Here is a 22,678-nt window from a genome sequence, read left to right on the forward strand (position 1 = left end):
ATTTAATGGAAATCAGGGAAGATCATATCATCAATATCCACAACTTTCTGCCGCACCGCGAACCGATGCTGATGGCAGATTATATCCTGGAACTGACCAAAGAAAAGGTTGTGACTTCCTTTGAAATCAAAGAAGATAATATTTTTGTCTACAATGGTAAACTTGCTGAGGCAGGACTTATTGAAAATCTGGCTCAGACCTGTTCTTCTATCCTGGGACAAAGCTTCTTCGAAAATCCTGAAGCAGATACCAAAGTAATTGGCTTTATTACCAACATTAAAAAAATTGAAATATTCGCCCTTCCGAAAGTCGGTAGCAAAATTATTTCAAAAGCTTCACTGATCTCGCAGTATGAAAATATCTGCCATATTTTTTGTGAAACGTTTCATGATGAGGAATTGCTGATCAGGGCAGAGATTAATCTGTTTATTCAGGAGGTGAAATCTTAAGAAAGACATTTTTTATTTAGAAATATAAACCGTGCAATTGTTGTGCGGTTTTTTCTTTCCCACGGAGAGCATAGATTTTCGCAGATGATTATGTATAGAATAAATTATGTTTTGGCTAAAGCCAAATTGGATTTGTGAATATTTTGATTGAACGGGCTGAAGCCCATTCCTATTGAATGCATTTGTGAAAACATTAGGGTCTTTTGTGTTTAATTTCAAATAAAAAAGCGGAGCATTGCTGCCCCGCTAAAAAAATTGGTATCATAAAAGGTTTAGTACCCGAAAATTTCTTCCAGAGAAACCTCCTGGAACGTACCCATTTTATTGATGGATTCCATGTTCAGGTTTTCTTTTTTACCGATGATCGCTGTATTGTATTTTACAGGCTTGATTTCGGTATCGTAGAACCCGGTAAGCTGTGGCAAGGTCAGACCCTGGATTTCAGCGTAAACATCTTTTCTGATATCATAATCCACCCCAAGCTTTTTCAGGGATAGCTGATTAAAGAAAATATTCGTTCTGTTGATTCTGCTGGAAGCAATCTGTTTCAGGGCAGAGCCTCTTGAATTCTCAAACTGCGCCGGAATCTGCGGCAGGGAGACCATAAGGTCGTTCATTGCGTTTACCGCCAGAGGAAGCTTGTTGGCCTGTGTTCCGATGTAGTTGGTCACATAGTTGGCATGCCCTTTTTCCGTAGCATTACCATAAGAAACGTAGGCAGAATAAGCAAGCGACTTACTTTCTCTGATCTCCTGGAACACAATCGAAGACAGACCTCTTCCGAAATATTCGTTAAATACATTGGCTTTTCCGAAATTACTCAGATTCAGGTCATTTCCTTTCGCTACTTTGGCCATTTCCATCTGAACCATATCGTAGTTGGTGAAATATACTTTCCCTTCTGTAGCCGGCTCCTGATAATCCTTTGCTTTTGCAGGCTGAACACTGGTTTCAGCAATGTACGGCTTAACCGCTTTCTCCAAACCTGACTGATCCTGTCCGTACAGAAATACTTCATACGGAGACTGGTTCAGCACCTTCACCTTCTTCATCAGTTCCGCAGCATTAATGCTTTCAAGACGTGCCTTGGAAACAATATCTGTCATTCTGGAATTCTTTCCGTATTTCGCATAATTGGTAAGCGCCGCCATGATTCTTGTCTTATCTTTTTTAGCTGCACTTCGTGATTCAAGAATAGTTTTTACAGTTTTAGCATAAATATCCTGATCGGCTTTTACATTGGTCAGCCAGTGGTTCATCAGCTCAACGCCTTTCTTCATATTGCTTTCAAGACCGCTCAAAGTAATGAAGATCTGGTCATTGGACGTTCTGAAACTGTAGGTGATTCCTAGTTTGTAGAATTCACCTTTCAGCTGTTCAGGAGTATATTTATCCGTTCCCAGATATTCGAAAAGAGTTACCGCTACCGAAAGTTCCTTATCATTGTCTGTTCCGAACGGGAAAACATAAGTGATCTGGGCAACATCATTGTATTTGTTTTTGACAAAGCTTATTTTCTTGTCTTTGATCTGTGAAGTCTGGATCGCTGTTTTGTAATCAACAAACTCCGGTTTGATATCTGCTACCTTCGTATTCAGAATATCTTTCAGGAATGGCGACTGTGCTTCTCTATTCAGCTTGATCGGGGTAATGCCCGGATTCTGTACACGAACCAGCTTATCATTCACTCCTTTTTCCTTATAAACTGCTACATAATTATCTTTAAAAAATTCATTGGCAAATTTTACAACATCTGCTTTTGTGATTTTTTCATACTGGTTGATGTCATCCAGCTCCTGTTCCCATGATTTCTCATTGATATACGTATCATAAAGGGTGCTTGCCAGACCGTCTGCTGTTTCCCAGGATTTCATACGCTGAACTTTTTTGTCGTTCACAATGGCTTTCAGCATCCAGTCCGGGAACTGTCCCTTTTTCACAAGATCCAGCTGATCTAACAATAATTTTTTGGCTTCGTCAAAGCTCTGCCCTTCTTTCGGAGTGACAGACATGGTAAAAGCACCATATGTTTTAAAAGCAGATTCGTAAGCTCCTGCACCCAGTACCTTTTGTGTCTGGTTCATATTAAGATCTATCAGACCTGCATCTCCCCTGTTGCTTAAAATTTCTGCAACCACATCCGCCAACCTTGCATTCTGGGTTCCATTGGAATCAGATCTCCAGGCCAATGTCATTCTGGGTGTGCTTGGGCTTTTTACCGTTCTCGTCACAATACTTTCCATAGGCTGTTCAGATACCATCTTCTTCATCGGAAGCTCTTTGTATTTGAATGCTCCGAAATACTGATCAACCAGCTTTATGGTTTTATCATAGTCAAAATCTCCTACCAACACTACTGCCATATTATTAGGCACGTAATAGGTATTGAAATATTTGTGAATAGCAACCATTGACGGACTTTTCAAATGCTCAGAAGTACCAATGGTCGTCTGCTGCCCGTTCGGGTGCTTAGGGAAAAGAGCTTCCATCATGGCATAATTCACCAGACGGCCGTCATTGTCCTGAGCCCTGTTGTATTCCTCATAAACTGCTTCCAGCTCCGTGTGGAAAAGACGCAGCACCAGTTCAGAGAAACGTTCCTTTTCTACTTTAAGCCATTTTTCAAGTTCATTGGAAGGGATATTATTTTTATACACCGTTTCATCAAGCCAGGTATGGGCATTGGTTCCCGTAGCGCCTAACGATGAAATAGCTTTATCATATTCATTGGCAATGGCATATTTGGAAGCTTCCTGGGAAACCTCATCTATCTTCTTATAGAGTAATTTTTTCTTTTCAGGATCCTTTTCGGCTTTGTGCTGCTCATAAAGGTCTGAAATCTGCTGAAGAAGGGCTTTTTCCTTTGCCCAGTCCTGAGTTCCCAGATGTGAGGTTCCTTTGAAAACCATATGCTCAAGGTAATGGGCAAGACCCGTATTGTCACTTGGGTCATTGTTCGATCCTGTTCTTACAGGAATATACGTCTGAATTCTTGGGGCATCATCATTTTTTGCCAGATAGACTTTCAGTCCGTTTTTCAGGGTATAAACACGTACACCGGACTGGTCATTCTTTACCGTTTCATAGGTAAAACCCTGTCCATCCGTCATTTTCTGAGTTTCAAATTTCTGTGCCATAGCATTCAGCATACAGAAAAGAGAAACCGAAATAAAAAATTTCTTCATAAGTCTTATTTTATTTTAATCCAAATTTCTAAAACCCTATTAGTCTATAATTATTATACACTTGTTACAACGGGGATACTATATTAATTTTTAGATTTAAATCCACATTTTTCCTGTTACAGACTCATTTCCGGCATTCTGGTTTAATATGATTTACATATAATGTATTTTCACTATTTTAGCCAACTGATTAAAAAGAATCAAAAAGGTGAAGCATTTTCACCTAAAAAATAAAAAAACAAAACAGTTTACATGAAAAAGCAAGACCTGCCTCAGGACGAAAGCAATCTGAAATCGGCAAACATGACCGAAGTCTTGTATGTGACCGACGAAAATGATAATTATACAACGGCCAACAGCATCGGGTGGGAAGCTAAAAAAGCGGCCCTCGAAGAATCTATGGAGCTAATTCATGAGAGAATTGAAGAAGCACGACAGGATGTGGCCGGCAATAAAGTAAGTCCTATTATTTATTTCATGGAACTGAATAAGATGGATCTGGGTGTACTTTCCTCCTATGTCGGAATGTGGCAGTGGAGAGTAAAAAGGCACGGAAAGCCAAAAGTATTTAAAACACTAAGCGAAAACGTACTGAAAAAATATGCCGATGCATTCGGGATTTCAGTGGATGAATTAAAGAACTTTGACGGAAAATAATACTGAAATGAAGCATACTATTGTGTGCAAATTTCATTTCGCCAATGAAAAAGATAAAAGCAGCAAATGAAACTTAACTTTGAACACCATCAGACCGCGCATTGCGAAAACGGTGTTGCCTCCAATCTGTTATTAAATAAAGGCTTAAAACTAAGTGAACCCATGATCTTCGGGATCGGTTCCGGACTGTTTTTTGTCTATCTTCCTTTTCTGAAAGTGAATTTTGCTCCAGGGTTCAGCTATCGTCCGATGCCCGGTGCCATTTTCAGCAAAGCAGCCAAAAGATTGGGAATTAAAATAAAAAGAGAAAAATTTTCTAATCCTAAAGAGGCACAGTCTGCTTTAGAAAGAAATTTAAATCAGAATATCCCTACAGGACTTCAGGTAGGCGTTTTTAACCTTACTTATTTTCCTGAAGAATATAAATTTCACTTCAATGCCCACAACCTTGTGGTATATGGAAAAGAAGACGGAAAATTCCTGATCAGCGATCCGGTGATGGATTATACCACCACCCTTTCCGAAGCTGAACTGGAAAAAGTAAGATATGCCAAAGGTGCTCTGCCTCCGAAAGGCCATATGTATTACCCAACCTACATTCCGGATCATGTGAATCTTGAAGAAGCCATCAGAAAAGGAATCAAAGATACCTGTAAGAATATGCTGGCCCCGGTTCCCCTTATTGGGGTAAAAGCCATGAGATGGGTTGCCAGAAGCATTCCGAAATGGGCTGAAAAGAAAGGAACTAAAGTCACCAACCATTATCTCGGCCAGCTGATCAGGATGCAGGAAGAAATTGGTACCGGAGGCGGAGGTTTCAGGTTTATTTACGGTGCTTTTCTTCAGGAAGCGGCCGTGATTTTAAAAAATGATGAGCTAAAAGAGCTTTCAAAAGAAATCACCGCCATCGGTGATTTATGGAGGGATTTTGCGGTGGATATTGCCAGGGTTTACAAAAACAGGAACTCAAAAAGTGATATTTACAACAACCTTTCAAAATCCATGCTTCATATCGCCGATCTGGAAGAGGCTTTCTATAAAAAACTGAGAAAAGCGATCTGATATGGCAGAGAATATGATTGAGATTAAAAATCTGTATAAAAAATACAAAAACTCTGAAGAGTTTTCTGTCAACGATATCTCGCTGAATATAGAAAAAAACGAGATCTATGGAATCCTTGGGCCCAACGGCGCAGGAAAAACCACTTTAATCTCCATGCTTTCCGGACTGATCAAACCCACTTCCGGACAGTTTACCATCAACGGCCTTTCTCCCCAGAAAGACAGCTTTAAGATTAAGCAGATTATGGGCATCGTACCTCAGGAATATGCATTGTATCCTACCCTTACCGCTAAAGAAAACCTGATGTTTTACGGAAGTCTTTACGGATTAAAACATAAAGAGCTGAGGAAAACAATTGATGAATCACTGGAGATCATGGGACTTTCAAAATTTGCAGATAAGCAGGTAGAACAGTTTTCAGGTGGAATGAAACGCCGCTGCAACCTTATCGCAGGAACGCTCCATAATCCCAAAGTATTATTTCTTGACGAGCCTACGGTAGGAGTAGATGTACAGTCCAAAAAAGTAATCATTGATTTCTTACAGGAGCTGAACAAAAACGGCACCTGCATTATCTATACCTCCCACCACCTGTCCGAGGCGGAAGAATTTTGTACGAAGATTGCTATTATCGACAGAGGGAGAATTCATGCGGTAGGAACACCGGAAGAACTGGTGCAGCAGATTGCTAGTGCCGAAAACCTGGAAGACGTTTTCATTTCATTAACCGGAAAAGAATTAAGAGATGTTGTTGTATAAATTGTGGAGAAGCTTTGTGAAGGAAATTCTTCTTCTGAAAAGAGATATCGGGGGAATTGTCATTATTTTTGTCATGCCGTTGCTGTTAATTGTAACCATTACTTTAATTCAGGATTCTACCTTTAAAAATCTGGAAGGTTCAAAAATCCCGATTATTTTTATTGATAATGACAAATCTGAAGTCTCAAAAAATATAAAACACGAGCTGGAAACCAGCAAAACATTCCAGCTGCTGACGAATTACAATGAAAAATCAGCGCAGGATGCTGTATTTTCCGGAGATTATCAGATGGCCATCGTCATCCCTGAAAATTTAACGAAAGATTTAAATTCCAATATAGACTCCAAAGTTCAGACGATTGTAAGCTCGTTTGGGCTGGAAGGAGATTCCGCAGCCGTTAAAAAAACTGCTCCGAAAGCCAAAGAAATTCATCTGTATTTTGATCCTGCCACCAATGCCGGTTTCAAAAACTCTGTGATGAATTCTGTGAATAAAATGGTTTTTGAGATCGAGAATAAAAAGATCTACAAAGCATTTCAGGATCAGCTCGGAACTGAGGAAAATCTTGAAGAAAATAAAAACCTCATCAGTTTTAAGGAGATTACCCCTAAAAAAGGAGCCATGGATGTTCTGCCGAATTCCGTTCAGCATAATGTCCCTGCCTGGACCCTTTTTGCTATCTTTTTCATTGTGGTTCCCTTATCCATCAATCTGGTTAAAGAAAAAAGCCAGGGAACCAGTGTGAGGGCAAGAATCAGCCCGACTCCTTATTTTGTTCATATTTTAGGAAAAACATTTACTTATCTTATTATCTGTATCATTCAGTTTTTACTGATGGTAGCGGTGGGAGTTTATCTTTTCCCTTACATGGATCTTCCGGCGTTTGATGTTTCCGGAAAGATGTTCTATCTTTTGGTTGTCACTCTGTTTTCAGGACTGGCAGCAATCGGGTTTGGTATTTTACTGGGAACCATTGCGGACACCCAGGAACAGTCTGCGCCGTTTGGAGCAACTTCAGTTGTTGTTCTTGCGGCCATTGGAGGGATATGGGTTCCGGTATTTTTAATGCCCGATTTTATGCAGACCGTGGCTAAATTCTCCCCTATGAACTGGGGGCTGAACGCCTATTACGATATTATTTTAAGAAACAGCGGCATTGGCGGAGTTGCTAAGGAGCTTGCCTTCCTTTTTGCCTTCTACATTGCAATGGTCGCGATTTCTATTTTTTACGAAAGAAAACAAAATGCAGTCTAAAGAAAATATATTAACCTGTACCGAAGAGGTAAGAGTAAGGTTCAATGAGACAGATCCTCTGGGAATTGTCTGGCATGGCCATTATATTGTGTATTTTGAGGATGGAAGAGAAGCTTTTGGCCGTCAGCACGGACTTACCTATCTTGACATTCAGAATGCAGGATTTGTAACGCCCATCGTAAAAAGCACCTGTGAACATTTCCTTCCCTTAAAATACGGCGAAACATTCAGGATTGTAACCACTTTTGTGAATTCCAGATCTGCAAAACTTATTTACACCTACGAACTGTTCAATCAGGATAATCAATTGGTCTGCAGCGGAGAAACCATTCAGGTTTTTCTAGACAGCAACGGTACTTTATGCCTTTATAATCCCGGCTTTTTTCAGGCTTGGAAAGATAAAATGGGATTATGATGAAGAAGGAAATTTATATCACTGATTACAGCTGCGTCACTCCTTTAGGATTTGATGTTCCTTCTAACTGGAATCATCTTTTGGAAGGACAATCAGGCGTAGCATTACATACGGTTATTGAAAACCAGGAGGCATTTTATGCATCCGTTATTGATACTGAAAAGCTCAACGAAGCATTTAAAAATAAATTTGAAAATCAGAATTTTACCCGGCTGGAAAAAATGTTCCTTCTGAGCTTACAGCCTCTGGTTGAAAAACATCAGATTACAGAAAAAACTGCTTTTATTTTGTCAACCACAAAAGGCAATATCAGCTTATTAAAAAACCAGACTGAATTACCGGAAGGGGTTTATCTTTCAAAATTAGCACAGAAAATTGCAGATGCGTTTGGTTTTAAAACAAAACCTGTAGTCGTTTCCAATGCCTGCGTTTCGGGAGTTATGGCTATTGCTGTTGCTAAAAGTATGATCCGTACCGGAAAATATAAAGACGCCTTCGTTATTGCCGGCGATGAGGTTTCCGAATTTGTGATCTCGGGCTTCAATTCTTTCCAGGCCATCGGAACAGAACCTTGTAAACCCTATGACCGGAACAGGAACGGAATCAATATCGGTGAAGCAGCCGCAGCAGTGTATATCACTTCGGAACCAAAAGAAAACGAAAGCTTTAGGTTTAAAATTCTCGGAGATTCTGCGGTGAATGATGCCAATCATATTTCCGGACCTTCCAGAACGGGGGACGGATTGTATGCCAGCATCAGAAACGCCATGACAGAAGCCGGTGTCACCCCGGAGCAGATCGGTTTTATTTCTGCCCACGGAACGGCAACATCCTACAATGACGAAATGGAAGCCATTGCTTTCAACAGGATGGATCTTCAACAGGTTCCCCTCAACAGTATGAAAGGCTATTACGGACACTGCCTTGGGGCTTCCGGCCTGCTGGAAAGCATTATATCTATGGAAAGTGCCCGTCATGAAATGATCATCCCTTCTAAAAACTTTGAAGTTATGGGAGTTTCACAGCCCTTGAATATCATTACAGAAAACCAGCCTGCAGCGGTGAAATACATTCTAAAAACGGCTTCTGGTTTTGGAGGTTGTAATGCAGCGGTTGTTTTGGAAAAATGTTAAAATGAAAATGATGAAGAAAACAGAGAGCTGTACCATAGAACAAGGTAAAATAACCGTTAACGGAGATCTTGTTTTTGAAGGCCAACATGAGATTTTTCATGAATTTGCGAAAGAAGCCTATAAAAATTCAGAACTCAGCTACCCGAAATTTCACAAAATGGATCAGCTGAGCAAACTGGCTTTCCTGGCAGCAGAAATGATCTTAAAAAATGACGACCACAGCAGAACCGCAATTGTTTTTGCCAACAGATCATCAAGCCTGGATACCGATTTTAAATACCAGGAAAGCATCAATTCACAGGAAAATTATTTTCCAAGTCCTGCTGTATTTGTCTATACTTTACCCAATATCTGTGTAGGTGAAATCAGCATCAGACATAAGATGCAGACCGAAAATGCCTTTTTCGTCCTGGAAGAGCCGGATGAAGAATTTTTGAACGATTACGCTGAACAGATCCTGATCTCCGGAAAAGCAGAAAAAGTTCTCTGCGGATGGACAGAACTTTATCAGGAAAATTATAAAGCTTTTGTATATTTGCTAACCTTGTAGAAATGTAATAACATAAATGTAACAATATAACAGTCCAGCAATGTAACAATCCTTACAATCTGGGCATTGGTACACTGGTACATTGATAAATTGCTACATTAATTAAAATAATTATGGAAAACTTAAAAACAGAATTGAAGCACAAAATTATCGAAGTCCTTAACCTTGAAGACGTTTCTGTAGAAGAAATCAAAGATGCTGATCCGTTATTCGGAGGAGGTCTTGGCCTTGATTCTATCGATGCCCTTGAGCTGATCGTGCTTCTTGATAAAGACTACGGAATTAAGCTTGCTGATCCTAAAAAAGGAAAGGAAATTTTCGCTTCTATCGATACAATGGCCAAATTCATTGAAGAAAACAGAACGAAATAAATCAATGTAGCAATGTAACAGTTTAACAGTGTAGCAATTATTGGTAAACTGTTACACTGATACATTATACTGGTACATTATACAATAAAATGAGTCGAAAAATTGCCATCACAGGAATGGGTATCATCTCCTCTATCGGAAATAACGTGGAGGAAAATTTTGTTTCGCTGAAAACCGGGAAATATGGAATTTCAGATATTGAAATGTTTGAGACCCGCCATGCCGGAGCTTTAAAAACAGGTGAAATAAAATGGTCTAATGAAGAACTGGTACAAAAACTTCAGCTGCCTGAAGATAATAATATAACCAGAACCTCTTTATTAGGGATGGTTGCCGCAAAAGAAGCTGTAGAATCTGCCGGCATTTCAGATCTTAATGAATACAAGACCGGACTCATATCTTCCACCAGTGTTGGCGGAATGGATATCACAGAAAAATACTTCTACTCTTACGAAGACTTTCCTGAGAAGCAAAAATACATCGATGCCCATGACGCAGGCACTTCATCATTAGCAATTGCTGATTATCTTGGCCTGAAAGGGATCGTTTCTACCATCAGCACCGCCTGCTCTTCAGCGGCCAATGCAATCATGATGGGAGCAAAGCTCATTAAAAACGGGGTATTGGACCGTGTTATTGTGGGAGGTACAGATTCTCTTTCAAAATTTACACTGAATGGTTTCAATACGCTGATGATCCTCACCGATTCTTACAATACTCCGTTCGACAACGACCGAAAAGGATTGAATCTTGGAGAAGCGGCCGCCTTTATTATTCTTGAATCTGATGAGGTGGTGAAAAAAGAAAATAAAAAGGTTCTGGCTTATCTTTCCGGCTACGGGAATGCCAACGATGCCCACCATCAGACCGCATCATCGGAAAACGGACAGGGCGCTTTTTTAGCTATGCAACAGGCTTTGAAAATATCCGGACTGGAAAAAAAAGATATAAATTATATCAACGTTCACGGAACAGCTACTCCCAATAACGATCTTTCTGAAGGCATTGCCATGATCAGGATTTTCGGTGAAGGAAATGTACCTGAGTTCAGCTCTACAAAAGCCTTTACGGGACATACGCTGGCCGCTGCGGCAGGAATTGAAGCGGTGTATTCCATTTTAGCCATGCAGCACGGGGTTATTTTCCCCAACCTGAATTTCAAAACAAAAATGGAAGAATTCGATTTAACTCCGGTTACTGAACTGAAAGAGAAAAGTATTAACCATGTGCTTTCCAATTCATTCGGATTCGGAGGTAACTGTTCTACCTTAATTTTTTCTAAATCATGAGCGCAGTATACATCAACAGTGCATCCTGCATCTCGGTACAGGACACTTTAAAAGATCAGTTTTTCCACGACCTTACTGCTGAAAATTCCACGCAGATCTTAAAAGCAATAGAACCGAATTATAAGGAATTCATTCCGCCTGCCATGATCAGGAGAATGTCCAAAACCGTAAAAATGAGCTCCGTAGCTTCCCATTATGCCTTAAAAGAAGCGGGAATAGAACAACCGGGTGCTATCATTGTAGGAACAGGAATGGGATGCTCGCAGGATTCTGAAAAATTCCTGAAAAATGTGATCGACAATAACGAGGAGTTTTTAACACCTACGTTTTTTATCCAGTCTACACACAATACAGTAGCAGGGCAGATCGCTTTGGGCCTGCAGTGCCATGCGTACAATTTCACTTATGTGAATACATCTTCGTCTCTGGAATTTTCATTTCTCGATGCAAAACTTCAGCTCAACGATGAAGAAGCGGAAAATGTACTTGTAGGAGCTGCCGATGAGCAGACCGAAAGGACGATGGAGCTGTACCGCTTAAATAATACCATTAAAAAAGAGGAAGATCTGCCTGTGAATCATCTGCATTCCGAAACGGATGGCGTGAGCTGGGGTGAAGGGGCTGCATTCTTTGTTTTGGGAAAAAATAAAACCGAAACATCATACGCTAAACTTACAGATATCCGGATCAGTAACAGGCTTGATACAGAGGAAACCGGATCATTTATCCTTGATTTTTTAGCGAAAAACAATGTACAGGCTGAAGATATTGATGCTGTGATTTTAGGTTTCAGCGGGGATCAAAAATCGGATGTTTATTATACAAAAGCGATGGATCTATTTCAAAATTCAGCGTTACTGTATTACAAACACCTGAGCGGGGAATTCAATACGGCAAGCGGTTTTTCAATATTTATGGCCTGCCATATCCTGAAAGAACAGCAGATTCCTGAAATTATGATGATCAATCCAGTGAAAAAAACTGAGGTGAAGAATATCCTTCTTTATAACCACCTGGCGGGAAGCGATCATAGCCTGGTGCTGCTGGAGAGAAGTTAAGGGGGCGAAAAGGCAAAACAGCGAAAGGCGAATTTGCTTATTGCTTATTGCTTATTGCTTATCAAAAAAACGACTAAAAATTCAAAAGATGAAACATTATCCATTCATTGTATTCTATCTTTTCTGCAACGTTTTTATTTATGCGTTTCATGGAAGTTTTTGGGTGTATCTGGTTGGGTTTCTTGCTTTTTCTGCAGTGGTGGTTTGGGGATCTTTTGATATCGGGCTGGGTTATTTTGTCAACAGCATGATCCGCAAAAGAACGAAGATCAACGAAGTTGCCCTTACTTTTGATGACGGGCCTACCGAATTTACACCACGGTTTTTAGACCTGCTTCAGGAACACCAGGTGAAAGCCACTTTTTTCTGCATCGGAAAACAGATTGAAAAATACCCTGAGACCTTCCAAAGAATTATCGCTGAAGGTCATACCATAGGAAATCACACCTTTTCCCATTCCAATAACACGGGATTTTTATCTGCGTCAAAAATGGTGGAAGAAATTGAAAAATGTGATGATGTAATGGCCAAAACCGGGAACATAAAAACCGATCTTTACCGGCCTCCTTTCGGGGTAACGAATCCCAGTATTGCCAAAGCCATCAGAAGAACTGGTAAAAAAAGCATCGGCTGGAATGTCCGTTCACTGGACACCATTACCGATGACGAAAAGAAAATTTACAACAGAATTACAAAAGGGCTGAAAAAAGGCAGCATTATCCTTCTCCACGACACGTCTGAAAAGACATATAATGTATTGGTAGATTTATTGCTATTTTTGAAGGATAAAAAATATTCGACGTTTACGATCGATTCAATGATAAAATCAACGAAAAAATGATTAAAAATATAGCTTTCGGCGCATTTTTACTGGTTTCCGGATTCATTTCCGCTCAAATGACAGCCATGTCCGGAGCAGAAGCAAAGGCATTTGTAACCAAAGTTTCTTCTGAAACCAAAGAAATCAAAACCCTGCAAAGCGATTTTACGCAGACCAAAAAAATGGATTTCCTGGACAAAAATATTGTGACCTATGGGAAAATGTCTTTGAAATCACCCAATATGCTGAGCTGGAAATATACCAAGCCTTATCAGTACAGTATTGTTTTTAAAGACAGTAAAATTTACATTAACGATCAGGGAAAAAAATCATCTGTAGATGCCAAAAGCAAAACATTTGAGAAGATCAATAAACTGATCGTGGGAAGCTCAAACGGAAAAATGTTCAATGATCCGGAGTTTAGCGTTTCTTATTATAAAAACGGGAATTTTAATGTAGCTAAATTCACTCCCAAATCTTCACAGTTACTGAAATACATCAAACAGATCGAGTTACATTTCCCTAAAAACCAATCCACGGTTTCGCAGGTGAATATGACGGAAGCCTCCGGTGATACTACCAATATTCTTTTCAAAAATACCAGGATCAATGCCACGATTGCTGCTTCGGAGTTTAGCCTGTAGCCTGGTTTTCCTTGCTGTTTCCTGTAAAACGTATCAGCTTACAGAGGCAAAGCCGGTTCAGACTTCTGAAAAAACGGTTGAAAATTTATATTTTTCTTCCGGTGAAGATTATGTGTATAAATGCCAGATGGATATTTATAAAAATCACGTAAGTGGTATTCTCATCATCAAAAAACTGAACGAAACCACACACCGTGTGGCCATGACCTCAGATTTTGGAAATAAACTGATAGATTTTGAGATTTCGGAAAATGATTTTAAACTGAACTATGTACTTCCGGATCTGGATAAAAAAATTGTCATCAATTTCCTGAAAAACGATTTTCAGCAGCTGCTTAAAAGAAAATATCCCGTGAATGAATCTTTTGAAAATGATCAGGCTAAAATTTATCTGTCAAAAGCCGATAACAAAGCATACTACCTGTTTTTCAATAAAGAAAACGGACTGCTGAAGGAGATCATTTATACCAAAAACAATAAGGCAAAAATTGATTTTACTTTTGAGGCAAAAAAACATATCTTCGCGGATAGTTTGAACCTTCAGCACAAGGATTTCAAAATCAATATAAAACTATTTCAGATAACCGAAACCGAAGAAAAATAACATGAAAAAAATTCTGTTTTTACTCACAGCCCTGATCTCAGGCTTTGCATTTTCACAGGTAACATTTACCCCGGGAATAAGAGCCGGAGCCAATTTTTCTCACTTTTCAAACAGTGAAGATTTCAATTATTACTATTACAACGAGTTTCCCAACGCTCAGCAGCCATATATGGACTACAAAACCAAAACAGATTTTTATATCGGTTTTCTTGGGAATATCCGTCTGGCGAAATTTTATGCTTTGCAGCCGGAGATCAATTATTCCAGACAGGGAGCGAAAATACATACGAATGTGAACAACTGGGACGGGAGAACTCTTTCGGTGTCTTACCTGGGAATGCAACTGATTAATAAATTCTATTTCAATAAGTTCAACGTACATGCAGGACCTACTCTGGAATTTGTAGTAGAGAAAAAGAATTTTGATCCTGAAAATGAAATTGACCTGGGAATTACAGTCGGCTTAGGTTATGACATTACCCCGAATTTCGGAATTGAAGCCCGTGTAAAGAAAGGCTTTATCCCTGTGGACAGCTACAACAGCAACCATTCCAATGTGGTTTTCCAGACGGGACTTTATTATACATTTAACATGAAAAAATAAGATCATGCAGACCATCCTTACAGACTTTTACACCTTACAATCATACGACAAAGCAGAAAACGGAAGTTATACCACCTATATCCATCTGAATAAAGATCATGATATTTTTAAAGGTCATTTTCCGGGAAATCCGGTAACGCCAGGCGTTTGTATGATGCAGATTGTAAAAGAACTGACGGAAGAAATCACGGCATCAAAATTATTTTTAAAAACCGCCTCGAACGTAAAGTTCATGGCCATTATCAACCCGTTTGAGACCCCGGACCTGAAACTTCAGCTGGATATTACAGAAGATGAAGAAGGTGTTAAAGTAAAAAATACAACCTCTTTTGGCGAGACTATTGCATTGAAAATGTCGGTAAGCTATAAAAAATAACATCATGAAACTTTTATTTGCCTTCATTACAGCCATTGTCTTTTTCTTCCAGTCCAATATGGAAGCGTTGAGAAACAGCTATGCAAAAGCGAATCTTTCCAATGCCAACACGGAAGCGTTCATTAATCTTGCGGAAGATCAGTCCGGTAATGATGCTGTAACCAACGGATACAAGGCCGCGGCAGACATCATGCGCGCCAAGATTGCTAAAAAAGACAGAAAAGCGATGGTAAAAACAGGGGCTACTGCTCTTGAAAGCATTATCAAAAGTAATCCCAACAATATTGAACTGCGCCTGATCAGATTAAGCGTTCAGGAAAATATTCCAAAAATTGTTGGGTACAGAGGCAGCATTAAGGATGATAAAACTTTTCTGATCAATAACTACAGCAAGCAGAATTCAGCATTGAAAAGCTATGTAAAAAAATTTGCCATGCAGTCCAAATCATTTACAGAGGCAGAAAAAGCCACTTTAAAATAAAACAATGACCCTTCCTGAAGTACAAAATGCAATTTCTGAAAAGAAAATCTGCATTTTAATACCTACTTACAACAATGAAAAAACTCTGAGAAGAGTGATAGACGGTGTGCTGGATTACACCGGAAACATTATTGCGGTGAATGACGGCTCTACGGATTCTACTGCTCAGATTTTATCAGAATATCCGGAGATCACCGTGATCTCGCTCCCTGAAAACAAAGGGAAGGGAAATGCACTGAAAGTTGGATTCAGAAAGGCAAAAAAAGCAGGCTATCACCACGCCATCACCATTGATTCGGATGGGCAGCATTATCCGGATGATATTCCGGTGTTTGTAGAAGCCCTTCTTCTGGAAAAGGAGGATGTTCTTTTGATTGGAAACCGGAATATGTCTCAGGATGGAATTCCTAAAAAGAGCAGCTTCGGGAACAGGTTTTCCAACTTCTGGTTTTGGTTTGAAACCGGAATCAAGCTTGAAGACACCCAATCAGGCTACCGGCTCTATCCACTGTTGAAAATTCCGAAGAAATATTTCACTCCTAAGTTTGAATTCGAGATCGAAATCATTGTACGTACCGCATGGAGGCATGTACCGGTGAAGAATGTGCCCATAAAGGTTTTATATGATCCTGCGGAAAGGGTTTCCCACTTCAGACCATTTAAAGATTTCACGAGGATCAGCATTCTGAATACCATTCTTGTTACCATCACCCTGCTTTACATTATTCCGCGAAACTTCGTGAATAATTTCAAAAAAAAAAGCTTTAAAAGATTCATAAAGGAAGATGTCCTTGAAAGTGACGGCAGCAACCGGACGAAAGCGTTTTCAATAGCGCTGGGGGTATTTATTGGGTTTTCTCCTTTTTGGGGCTTCCATACGTTACTTGTGATCTCCCTGTCAGTTCTTTTTAAGCTGAATAAAGTCCTGGCGTTTGTGGCATCCAACGTGAGCCTTCCGCCTTTTATTCCTTTCATTATTGCCGCTTCTTTATTCCTTGGTTCTCCTTTTGTACATGGCGACAGCAATATCATGAGCAGCGAACTGAATTTTGAACTGATCAAGAATAATCTGCTTCAGTATGTCATCGGAAGTACAATTTTAGCGACCACAATGTCTGCCATTTCCGGCATAGTCTCATTTCTTTTTCTGAATAAGCTGAATCCTGAAAATAACTAAAGAGATGTGGCATCCTGATCTTCAACTATTTTTTTCAACTGTTGTACTTCAAAAATAAAAAGCCCCGAAGCCTTCGCCCCGGGACTTAATGGTATGAAAATTATTCTACTTTTTTATTTTGAAACGATGATTTTCTGGCTGTAATTAATAGTATTACCGGTAATTTTCACCATGTATGCTCCATTCAGCAGGGTATTAACATTAACGGTAGTCTGTTTGTTAAGGTTAATTCTTTCGGTAGAAACAAGTTTTCCGGTAAAATCATAAATAGAAACCGTTGTAATTCCTGAAAGATCCATTCCTGAAGGCGTTTTTATGGTAAACTTATCTGTCACCGGATTTGGATAGATTGAAATATTTTCTGAAGGTTTATCATTCTCTGTTATTACGCTCTTGCCGGCTGTATTACATTCTGCCGGAACCGTAAAGTCTTCTACCTGATCATCCAAGGAATTGTCTGTGCCAAATCCTGGTGATTTCAGTAATCCAGGCTTTGCATTAACTCCTAAACCTCTTTTAGCGAATGTATTCCAGATCATACATTTATCTACACCTCCGGTCTTTGCCTTATCAGCAGCCAGAATAGCATCTCTTCCCTGTATAAAATTAGGATTGCATGGTTGCAGCTTCAAGGCATCCACCACCAGCTGCAGAACTCTTGAACTTCCACTGTTAGCATCTGCCAGCACATCACTATTATAACCGTATTTTTCTACATACTTCCAGTTAAGATCCCAAAGCATGGTCGCCCAAACGAATCCTATGCTGTGTACATCTGCTTTGTTAGTAGTCATACCAAAAGATGAACTACTGATCTTCATCCCGTTAGTTTTTCCGTAGGTAAAATTATTAACTGTAAAATCAGGTGAATATTTTGCCGGTCTGATACCTATTCCATCGATTGGTTGATCGGATGCAAAAGTACCCATCCCTCTAGGCACGGAAGCATTATCCCCTGGTCTGTTTGTAAGCATTAAAGCAAAAAAATCAGACCATCCTTCTCCCATCTGCTCGTTGGATGTTGCCGGATTCATGCAGTTGCTTCCTTTACCTGTCATACGATTGCTGATACCATGTCCGTATTCATGAACAATAATACCATTGTCTAAACTTGTGTCTTTATAGATATAGTTCGGCTTGTCATATTTTAATGTTGAATTAATTACGGCACCATTGCTTATTTCATTAACGAGGAATGCACCTTCTGAGTTCTCAATTAAAACAGCCGGGATATTAATAGAAGTATCTGCTCCACCCATCATTCCAAAACCGACAGATGCAGGAGTATTGTAAATAACAGCTCCTACCGCTCCTTTTAACTGAGCATTTTTAACCTTGACAGTATAACTACATCCCCCCCTTTCTATTAAGGCAATTTTATTTTTAAGATCCTGAGAAATAGCAGTACAGCCATCAGCCGGGGTTACAACAGCCATGTTACCTGTTTTTGGTGCATTACCTTCCAGTTTATACCCAAAAAGGGCAGTTTTACCGGCCGGAGTTCTTCCGGTATATCCGGATGGCGAATTGTAGAAGAGCAACTGCATATTGCCGGGTTCCCAAAGAAACATCTGCATTCTTGGCGCAGATCCATCAGATGGTGATGTAAAGTCGGCATTACCATATCCCTTTCCCTCCCTTGCCTCCGCAAGTACAGCATCATTTCCACTCCCCCCTTTTCCAAAATTATTTTTCTGAAAATTTCTGGCAGTCTCTGTAAACCCAAACTTATAAAATATATCATGCACTTTATTATTAGCATAAAATAAATTGGTCACAGCGGCAGAAGTATAATTTCCTACGGTCAGGCTTACATCCATTGGGAAATCAAATGCCCTTGCCGCTCCTCCATCCGGAGAAAACTGAACGGTATTGTTCCCGATTTCGTCTGTATACGCAAACACGTTATTTCCCCTTGTATTGGTATACCTGGTAGTTCCATCATAATGCCATCCTTCAGGAGAAGCTGTCAGATCCCAGGGATTACTAATCAAAGTTCTGGATCCAAAAGTAGGGCCCTCCACCGGAAAGGCAAGGACATTATAAGAAGCATCATCCGGTGCAGCAAGCACAAAATTCTTATTCTTCTGATTTTCCGCCAAAGGAGAAGGATAAATATTCTTAGATTCTGAAGGATGCTCAGCGTGAGAATGGCCATAAGCGTCAGGATGGAAGTTGCAGGAAAGTGTTAGGTTTTCCTGATAAAGCACGGAGCCGTCATCTGTACTGATAATCATCCCCCATAGCTTTCCCGTTTCTTTTTCTTCCATATTGAAGTGATATCCCAGGATCAATTCACCGTCTTTTGCGAAATACACCAGATCAGTTTTCACAGGTTCCTGTTTTCCTTCACTGTTTTTAGATGTGCTAAGTCCGTTAAATTTCCGGACAACATCCTCTACCAGCTTGTCCTTGTCGTTATTCATTACCCCTCTTATTTTTGAAGGATAGGTTTTAATAAAGGTATCTGCAAAGTTCAGAACCTTATTTTCCCTGATGAGTACATTGGCTGAGCTACCAAACACGGGAATCCCATTGATAGTCTGCTGAATTCCAACAACGTCTCCTTTTAAGCTTTCTGAAGGATCAACATTGATCACTGAAAATGCTTTGAGTTCTTCATTCACTCTTTCAAGAGCTCCTTTTTCAGAATTAAAATAGGCTCTGATAACCTGCTCGTACTTTTGCGCCGAAATCATTCCAAAACCTGAAACTGAGCACAGCATTAAAAGTTTAACTGAAAGTTTAATTTTTCTCATAATTCGATTTTTTTAATCGGATGAAAAGTAAATCAACACAATAAAAAATCATAAAAAAAAGGAACAAAAATCAAATAGTATTCAAAAAATAGGCATTTTAAATAAAAACAAATCAAATATTTAATTAAAAAAAGGCAAATTCTAATTTTTATAAACTTATGAAAAATGAAATATAATTAGAAAATAAACAAATTAGCAGCAAATTAAACTTTTGTTTAGTATTCGTTCAGGCCATAAACTTTGCTGTAAATTAATCAGGTAGAAATAAAAAGCCCCGAGGCCTTGGCTCCGGGACTTAATGGTATGAAATTATTCTACTTTTTTATTTTGAAACGATGATCTTCTGGCTGTAATCAATAGCGTTACCTTTGATGGTTACCATATAGGCACCATTCAGCAGAGTATTAACATTAACGGTAGTCTGTTTGTTAAGATTAATTCTCTCTGTAGAAACCAGTTTTCCGGTAAAATCATAAACAGAAACCGTTGTAATTCCGGACAGATCCATTCCTGAAGGTGTTTTGATCGTAAACTTATCTTTCACCGGGTTTGGATAGATGGAAATTCCTTTGGTATTTGCAGCAGCTTCATTTACCGCCAAAGTATTACACTCGGCAGGAACATCAAAATTCTCCACCTGGTCGCTCAGGTCAGGAGCCGGCTGGTTGAATCCTTGCCATACCCCTGTAAGTCCGCCAGGAGCTGCATTTACTCCTAATCCTCTTTTAGCAAATACTTTCCAGATCAAACATTTATCAACTCCATTGGTTTTTGCCATATCAGCGGCAAGAATAGCATCTCTTCCCTGGATAAAATTAGGATTACACTGCTGTAATTTAAGGGCATCTACCACGAGTTGAAGTACCCTTGCACTTCCACTGTTCGGATCTGCCAGAACATTGCTGTTATAGCCATATTTTTCAACGTATTTCCAGTGAAGATCCCAAAGCATAGTTGCCCAAACAAATCCTATGCTGTGTACATCTGCTCTTGTAACCGGCAGGAAGCCGCCAAGAATGTCATTCACTTTCATTCCGTTGGTTCTTGCATAAGTATAGTTATTGATCGCAAAATCAGGGGAATACTTTGCCGGCCTTATTCCGCCTCCGTCAGTAGCCTGGCTGGATGTAAAGGTACCCATCCCTCTGGCAACAGAGGCATTATCTCCCGGTTTATTGGTCAGCATCAGGGCAAAGAAATCAGACCATCCCTCTCCCATCTGCTCATTGGAAGTACCGTAATTAAGACAATTGCTTCCGGTACCTGTCATACGGTTGGTAATACCGTGTCCGTATTCATGGGCAACAACGCCGTTATCTAAACTTCCGTCTCTGTAAACGTAATTTAATTTGTCATATTTTAATGTGGCATTGATCGTTGAACCATTTGTAAGCTCACCCACTAAAAATTCTCCTTCCGTTCTTCCGATCATAATAGTCGGGATCGTAATGGTTGCATCAGATCCTCCCAATGGGATCGGGGTATCACTGTTCGGGTGATATTGTACAACGCCGATAGCGCCTCCCGTCTGCAGGTTTTTGGTTTTTACAGCAAAACCACAGTTGGCAGGTCCTGCTGCATTTAATACTGCTATTTTACCCGTAAGGCTTCCCGCGGCTGCAGGAGCACATCCGTCCGCAGGCACCGGAAGAGCCAGATCCCCGGTCACAGGAGGGTTTCCTTCTAATCTGGGGCCAAATTGTGCTGTTTTACTGAAAGGTGTTCTTCCGGTAACAGTAGAAGGCGAGTTATAGAACAGATTCTGCATTTGTGCCGGCTCAAAGAGATACATCTGCATTCTTGGTACCGATCCTTCCGCAGGAGACTGGAAATTCGCATTGTTGTATGCTCCTCCGTCTCTGGCTTCTGCTAAAACGGCATCATTACCCGTTCCACCGGCTGCAAAATTACTTTTCTGAAAGTTTCTGGCTGTTTCCGTGAATCCTAATTTATAAAATACATCATGCATTTTATTATTTACATAGAACAGGTTGGTTACGGCAGCAGAGGTATAGTTTTGTGGCGGAAGCGTCACATCCATCGGGAAATCAAATGCCCTCGCCGCTCCTCCATCCGGAGAAAACTGAACGGTATTGTTCCCGATTTCGTCTGTATATGCAAACACGTTATTTCCTCTTGTATTGGTATAGCGGGTAGTTCCGTCAAAATGCCACCCTTCAGGGGATGCAGTAATATCCCATGGGTTGTTCAGTAAAGCTCTGTTTCCGAAAGAAGGGGCTTCTACAGGGAATGGCAATACGTTATAAGATGCATTATCCGGAGCCAGGACAAAGTTCGTATTGATTTTATTAGACTGGATATCTAAATATTCCGGAAGGCCCACAGCATGAGCATGTTGTTCTCCGGCAGGAAGGCCTGTCTCAATGTGCCCGTAGGCATCATCATGGAAATCACAGGAAAGCGTAAGGTTTTCGCGGTATAAAACTGAACCGTCCTCCGAGTTGATCACCACTGTCCAAAGATTTCCGGTCCCTTTCTCTTCAACATTGAACTGATATCCTAGTGTAAGTTCTCCCCCGTTTGGAAAATAAACAAGATGGGTCTTTATAGGAGCTTCTTTTCCTTCGCTGTTTTTAGAGGTAGTGAGTGCATTAAATTTGTTAGCCGTTTCCACTACCAGTGCATCCTTTGCTGCCGTCTGCTTTCCTTTTATGCTGGTAGGATAGGTCTTGATAAAAGTATCTGCAAAGCTCAGTACTTTATCTTGTCTCACCAAAACATTGGCTGAGCTTCCAAAGACCGGAATACCATTAATGGTCTGCTGTATTCCTACCACATCTCCGTTCAGGCTTTTTGAAGGGTCAATATTTACGATGGTAAATGCCTTTAGTTCAGGATTTATTCTTTGGAATGCTTTCTCGGAATTAACATAGTCTTTGATCACCTGCTCGTGTTTCTGAGCGGACCACAGACCAAAACTGAGAAAAGAACCAAGCAATAACACCTTCACACTTAGTCGAATTCTTTTCATATTTTTTACTTTTTAAAGAAATGTTGATTTTTATTAA

21 protein-coding genes are annotated in these 22,678 nt (G+C 40.0%); 18 read left to right on the forward strand and 3 right to left on the reverse strand.

Annotated features, from left to right (window positions below):
- The first annotated feature begins 5 nt into the window (after positions 1-5).
- Positions 6-449 (forward strand): hotdog family protein, encoded by a 444-nt coding sequence (locus tag B7E04_RS01655; protein ID WP_080776973.1) that lies wholly within the window; start codon positions 6-8, stop codon positions 447-449.
- A 272-nt stretch (positions 450-721) separates the two neighbouring features.
- Here the strand turns inward: B7E04_RS01655 and B7E04_RS01660 are convergent, their stop codons facing one another.
- On the reverse strand, positions 722-3,634 hold the full coding sequence (locus B7E04_RS01660) for a M16 family metallopeptidase (RefSeq protein WP_080776975.1): 2,913 nt from the start codon (positions 3,632-3,634) through the stop codon (positions 722-724).
- A gap of 252 nt (positions 3,635-3,886) precedes the next feature.
- Between B7E04_RS01660 and B7E04_RS01665 the strand changes: the two genes are divergently transcribed.
- The 17 genes from B7E04_RS01665 (at position 3,887) to B7E04_RS01745 (ending at position 16,890) form a co-directional block, all read left to right on the forward strand.
- Positions 3,887-4,291, forward strand: coding sequence for a flexirubin biosynthesis protein DarG (locus tag B7E04_RS01665; RefSeq protein ID WP_080776977.1), 405 nt, complete (start codon positions 3,887-3,889; stop codon positions 4,289-4,291).
- Positions 4,292-4,357: 66 nt separating this feature from the next.
- Entirely contained in the window at positions 4,358-5,353 is a 996-nt protein-coding gene (locus tag B7E04_RS01670) for a BtrH-related acyltransferase DarH (RefSeq protein ID WP_080776979.1), read from the forward strand.
- Between the two features lies 1 nt (position 5,354).
- On the forward strand, positions 5,355-6,113 hold the full coding sequence (locus B7E04_RS01675; RefSeq protein WP_080776981.1) for an ABC transporter ATP-binding protein: 759 nt from the start codon (positions 5,355-5,357) through the stop codon (positions 6,111-6,113).
- Entirely contained in the window at positions 6,100-7,368 is a 1,269-nt protein-coding gene (locus B7E04_RS01680; RefSeq protein ID WP_080776984.1) for an ABC transporter permease, read from the forward strand. Before B7E04_RS01675 ends, B7E04_RS01680 begins: the two co-directional genes overlap by 14 nt.
- Positions 7,358-7,783 (forward strand): acyl-CoA thioesterase, encoded by a 426-nt coding sequence (locus tag B7E04_RS01685; RefSeq protein WP_080776986.1) that lies wholly within the window; start codon positions 7,358-7,360, stop codon positions 7,781-7,783. The genes B7E04_RS01680 and B7E04_RS01685 overlap by 11 nt, the downstream gene beginning before the upstream one ends.
- The gene (locus B7E04_RS01690) at positions 7,783-8,916 is read left to right on the forward strand and encodes a beta-ketoacyl synthase N-terminal-like domain-containing protein (protein WP_080777932.1); all 1,134 of its coding nucleotides are present in this window, start codon (positions 7,783-7,785) and stop codon (positions 8,914-8,916) included. Before B7E04_RS01685 ends, B7E04_RS01690 begins: the two co-directional genes overlap by 1 nt.
- Positions 8,917-8,923: 7 nt before the next feature.
- Positions 8,924-9,466, forward strand: a complete 543-nt coding sequence (locus tag B7E04_RS01695) for a 3-oxoacyl-ACP synthase (RefSeq protein ID WP_317043778.1) — start codon at positions 8,924-8,926, stop codon at positions 9,464-9,466.
- Between the two features lie 113 nt (positions 9,467-9,579).
- A complete protein-coding gene (locus tag B7E04_RS01700) occupies positions 9,580-9,837 on the forward strand; it encodes a phosphopantetheine-binding protein (RefSeq protein WP_062654023.1) in 258 nt (85 codons plus the stop codon).
- 89 nt (positions 9,838-9,926) lie between these two features.
- A complete protein-coding gene (locus B7E04_RS01705; RefSeq protein ID WP_080776988.1) occupies positions 9,927-11,126 on the forward strand; it encodes a beta-ketoacyl-[acyl-carrier-protein] synthase family protein in 1,200 nt (399 codons plus the stop codon).
- On the forward strand, positions 11,123-12,184 hold the full coding sequence (locus B7E04_RS01710) for a beta-ketoacyl synthase N-terminal-like domain-containing protein (protein ID WP_080776990.1): 1,062 nt from the start codon (positions 11,123-11,125) through the stop codon (positions 12,182-12,184). The genes B7E04_RS01705 and B7E04_RS01710 overlap by 4 nt, the downstream gene beginning before the upstream one ends.
- 88 nt (positions 12,185-12,272) lie before the next feature.
- The gene (locus B7E04_RS01715; RefSeq protein WP_080776992.1) at positions 12,273-13,025 is read left to right on the forward strand and encodes a polysaccharide deacetylase family protein; all 753 of its coding nucleotides are present in this window, start codon (positions 12,273-12,275) and stop codon (positions 13,023-13,025) included.
- The gene (locus B7E04_RS01720; RefSeq protein ID WP_080776993.1) at positions 13,022-13,648 is read left to right on the forward strand and encodes a flexirubin biosynthesis/transport protein LolA2; all 627 of its coding nucleotides are present in this window, start codon (positions 13,022-13,024) and stop codon (positions 13,646-13,648) included. The genes B7E04_RS01715 and B7E04_RS01720 overlap by 4 nt, the downstream gene beginning before the upstream one ends.
- Complete coding sequence (locus tag B7E04_RS01725) at positions 13,614-14,252, forward strand: flexirubin biosynthesis protein LolB2 (protein WP_080776995.1); 639 nt, start codon at positions 13,614-13,616, stop codon at positions 14,250-14,252. Before B7E04_RS01720 ends, B7E04_RS01725 begins: the two co-directional genes overlap by 35 nt.
- A 1-nt stretch (position 14,253) precedes the next feature.
- A complete protein-coding gene (locus tag B7E04_RS01730) occupies positions 14,254-14,856 on the forward strand; it encodes an outer membrane beta-barrel protein (RefSeq protein WP_080776998.1) in 603 nt (200 codons plus the stop codon).
- A gap of 4 nt (positions 14,857-14,860) precedes the next feature.
- A complete protein-coding gene (locus B7E04_RS01735) occupies positions 14,861-15,232 on the forward strand; it encodes an ApeI family dehydratase (RefSeq protein ID WP_080777000.1) in 372 nt (123 codons plus the stop codon).
- A 4-nt stretch (positions 15,233-15,236) separates the two neighbouring features.
- Positions 15,237-15,713: a hypothetical protein gene (locus B7E04_RS01740; RefSeq protein ID WP_080777002.1), complete on the forward strand. Its 477-nt coding sequence runs from the start codon at positions 15,237-15,239 to the stop codon at positions 15,711-15,713.
- Positions 15,714-15,717: 4 nt separating this feature from the next.
- Positions 15,718-16,890 carry a DUF2062 domain-containing protein gene (locus B7E04_RS01745; RefSeq protein WP_080777004.1) on the forward strand — a complete coding sequence of 391 codons (1,173 nt, stop codon included), beginning with the start codon at positions 15,718-15,720 and terminating at the stop codon, positions 16,888-16,890.
- Positions 16,891-17,003: 113 nt separating this feature from the next.
- On the opposite strand, the gene B7E04_RS01750 is transcribed toward B7E04_RS01745, so the two are convergent.
- Positions 17,004-19,649: a T9SS-dependent M36 family metallopeptidase gene (locus tag B7E04_RS01750; protein WP_139785312.1), complete on the reverse strand. Its 2,646-nt coding sequence runs from the start codon at positions 19,647-19,649 to the stop codon at positions 17,004-17,006.
- 322 nt (positions 19,650-19,971) lie between these two features.
- Positions 19,972-22,641, reverse strand: a complete 2,670-nt coding sequence (locus B7E04_RS01755; protein WP_080777006.1) for a T9SS-dependent M36 family metallopeptidase — start codon at positions 22,639-22,641, stop codon at positions 19,972-19,974.
- Positions 22,642-22,678 lie beyond the last annotated feature (37 nt).

This window comes from Chryseobacterium phocaeense, assembly GCF_900169075.1.
In the GTDB taxonomy this organism is placed as follows: Bacteria; Bacteroidota; Bacteroidia; order Flavobacteriales; family Weeksellaceae; genus Chryseobacterium; species Chryseobacterium phocaeense.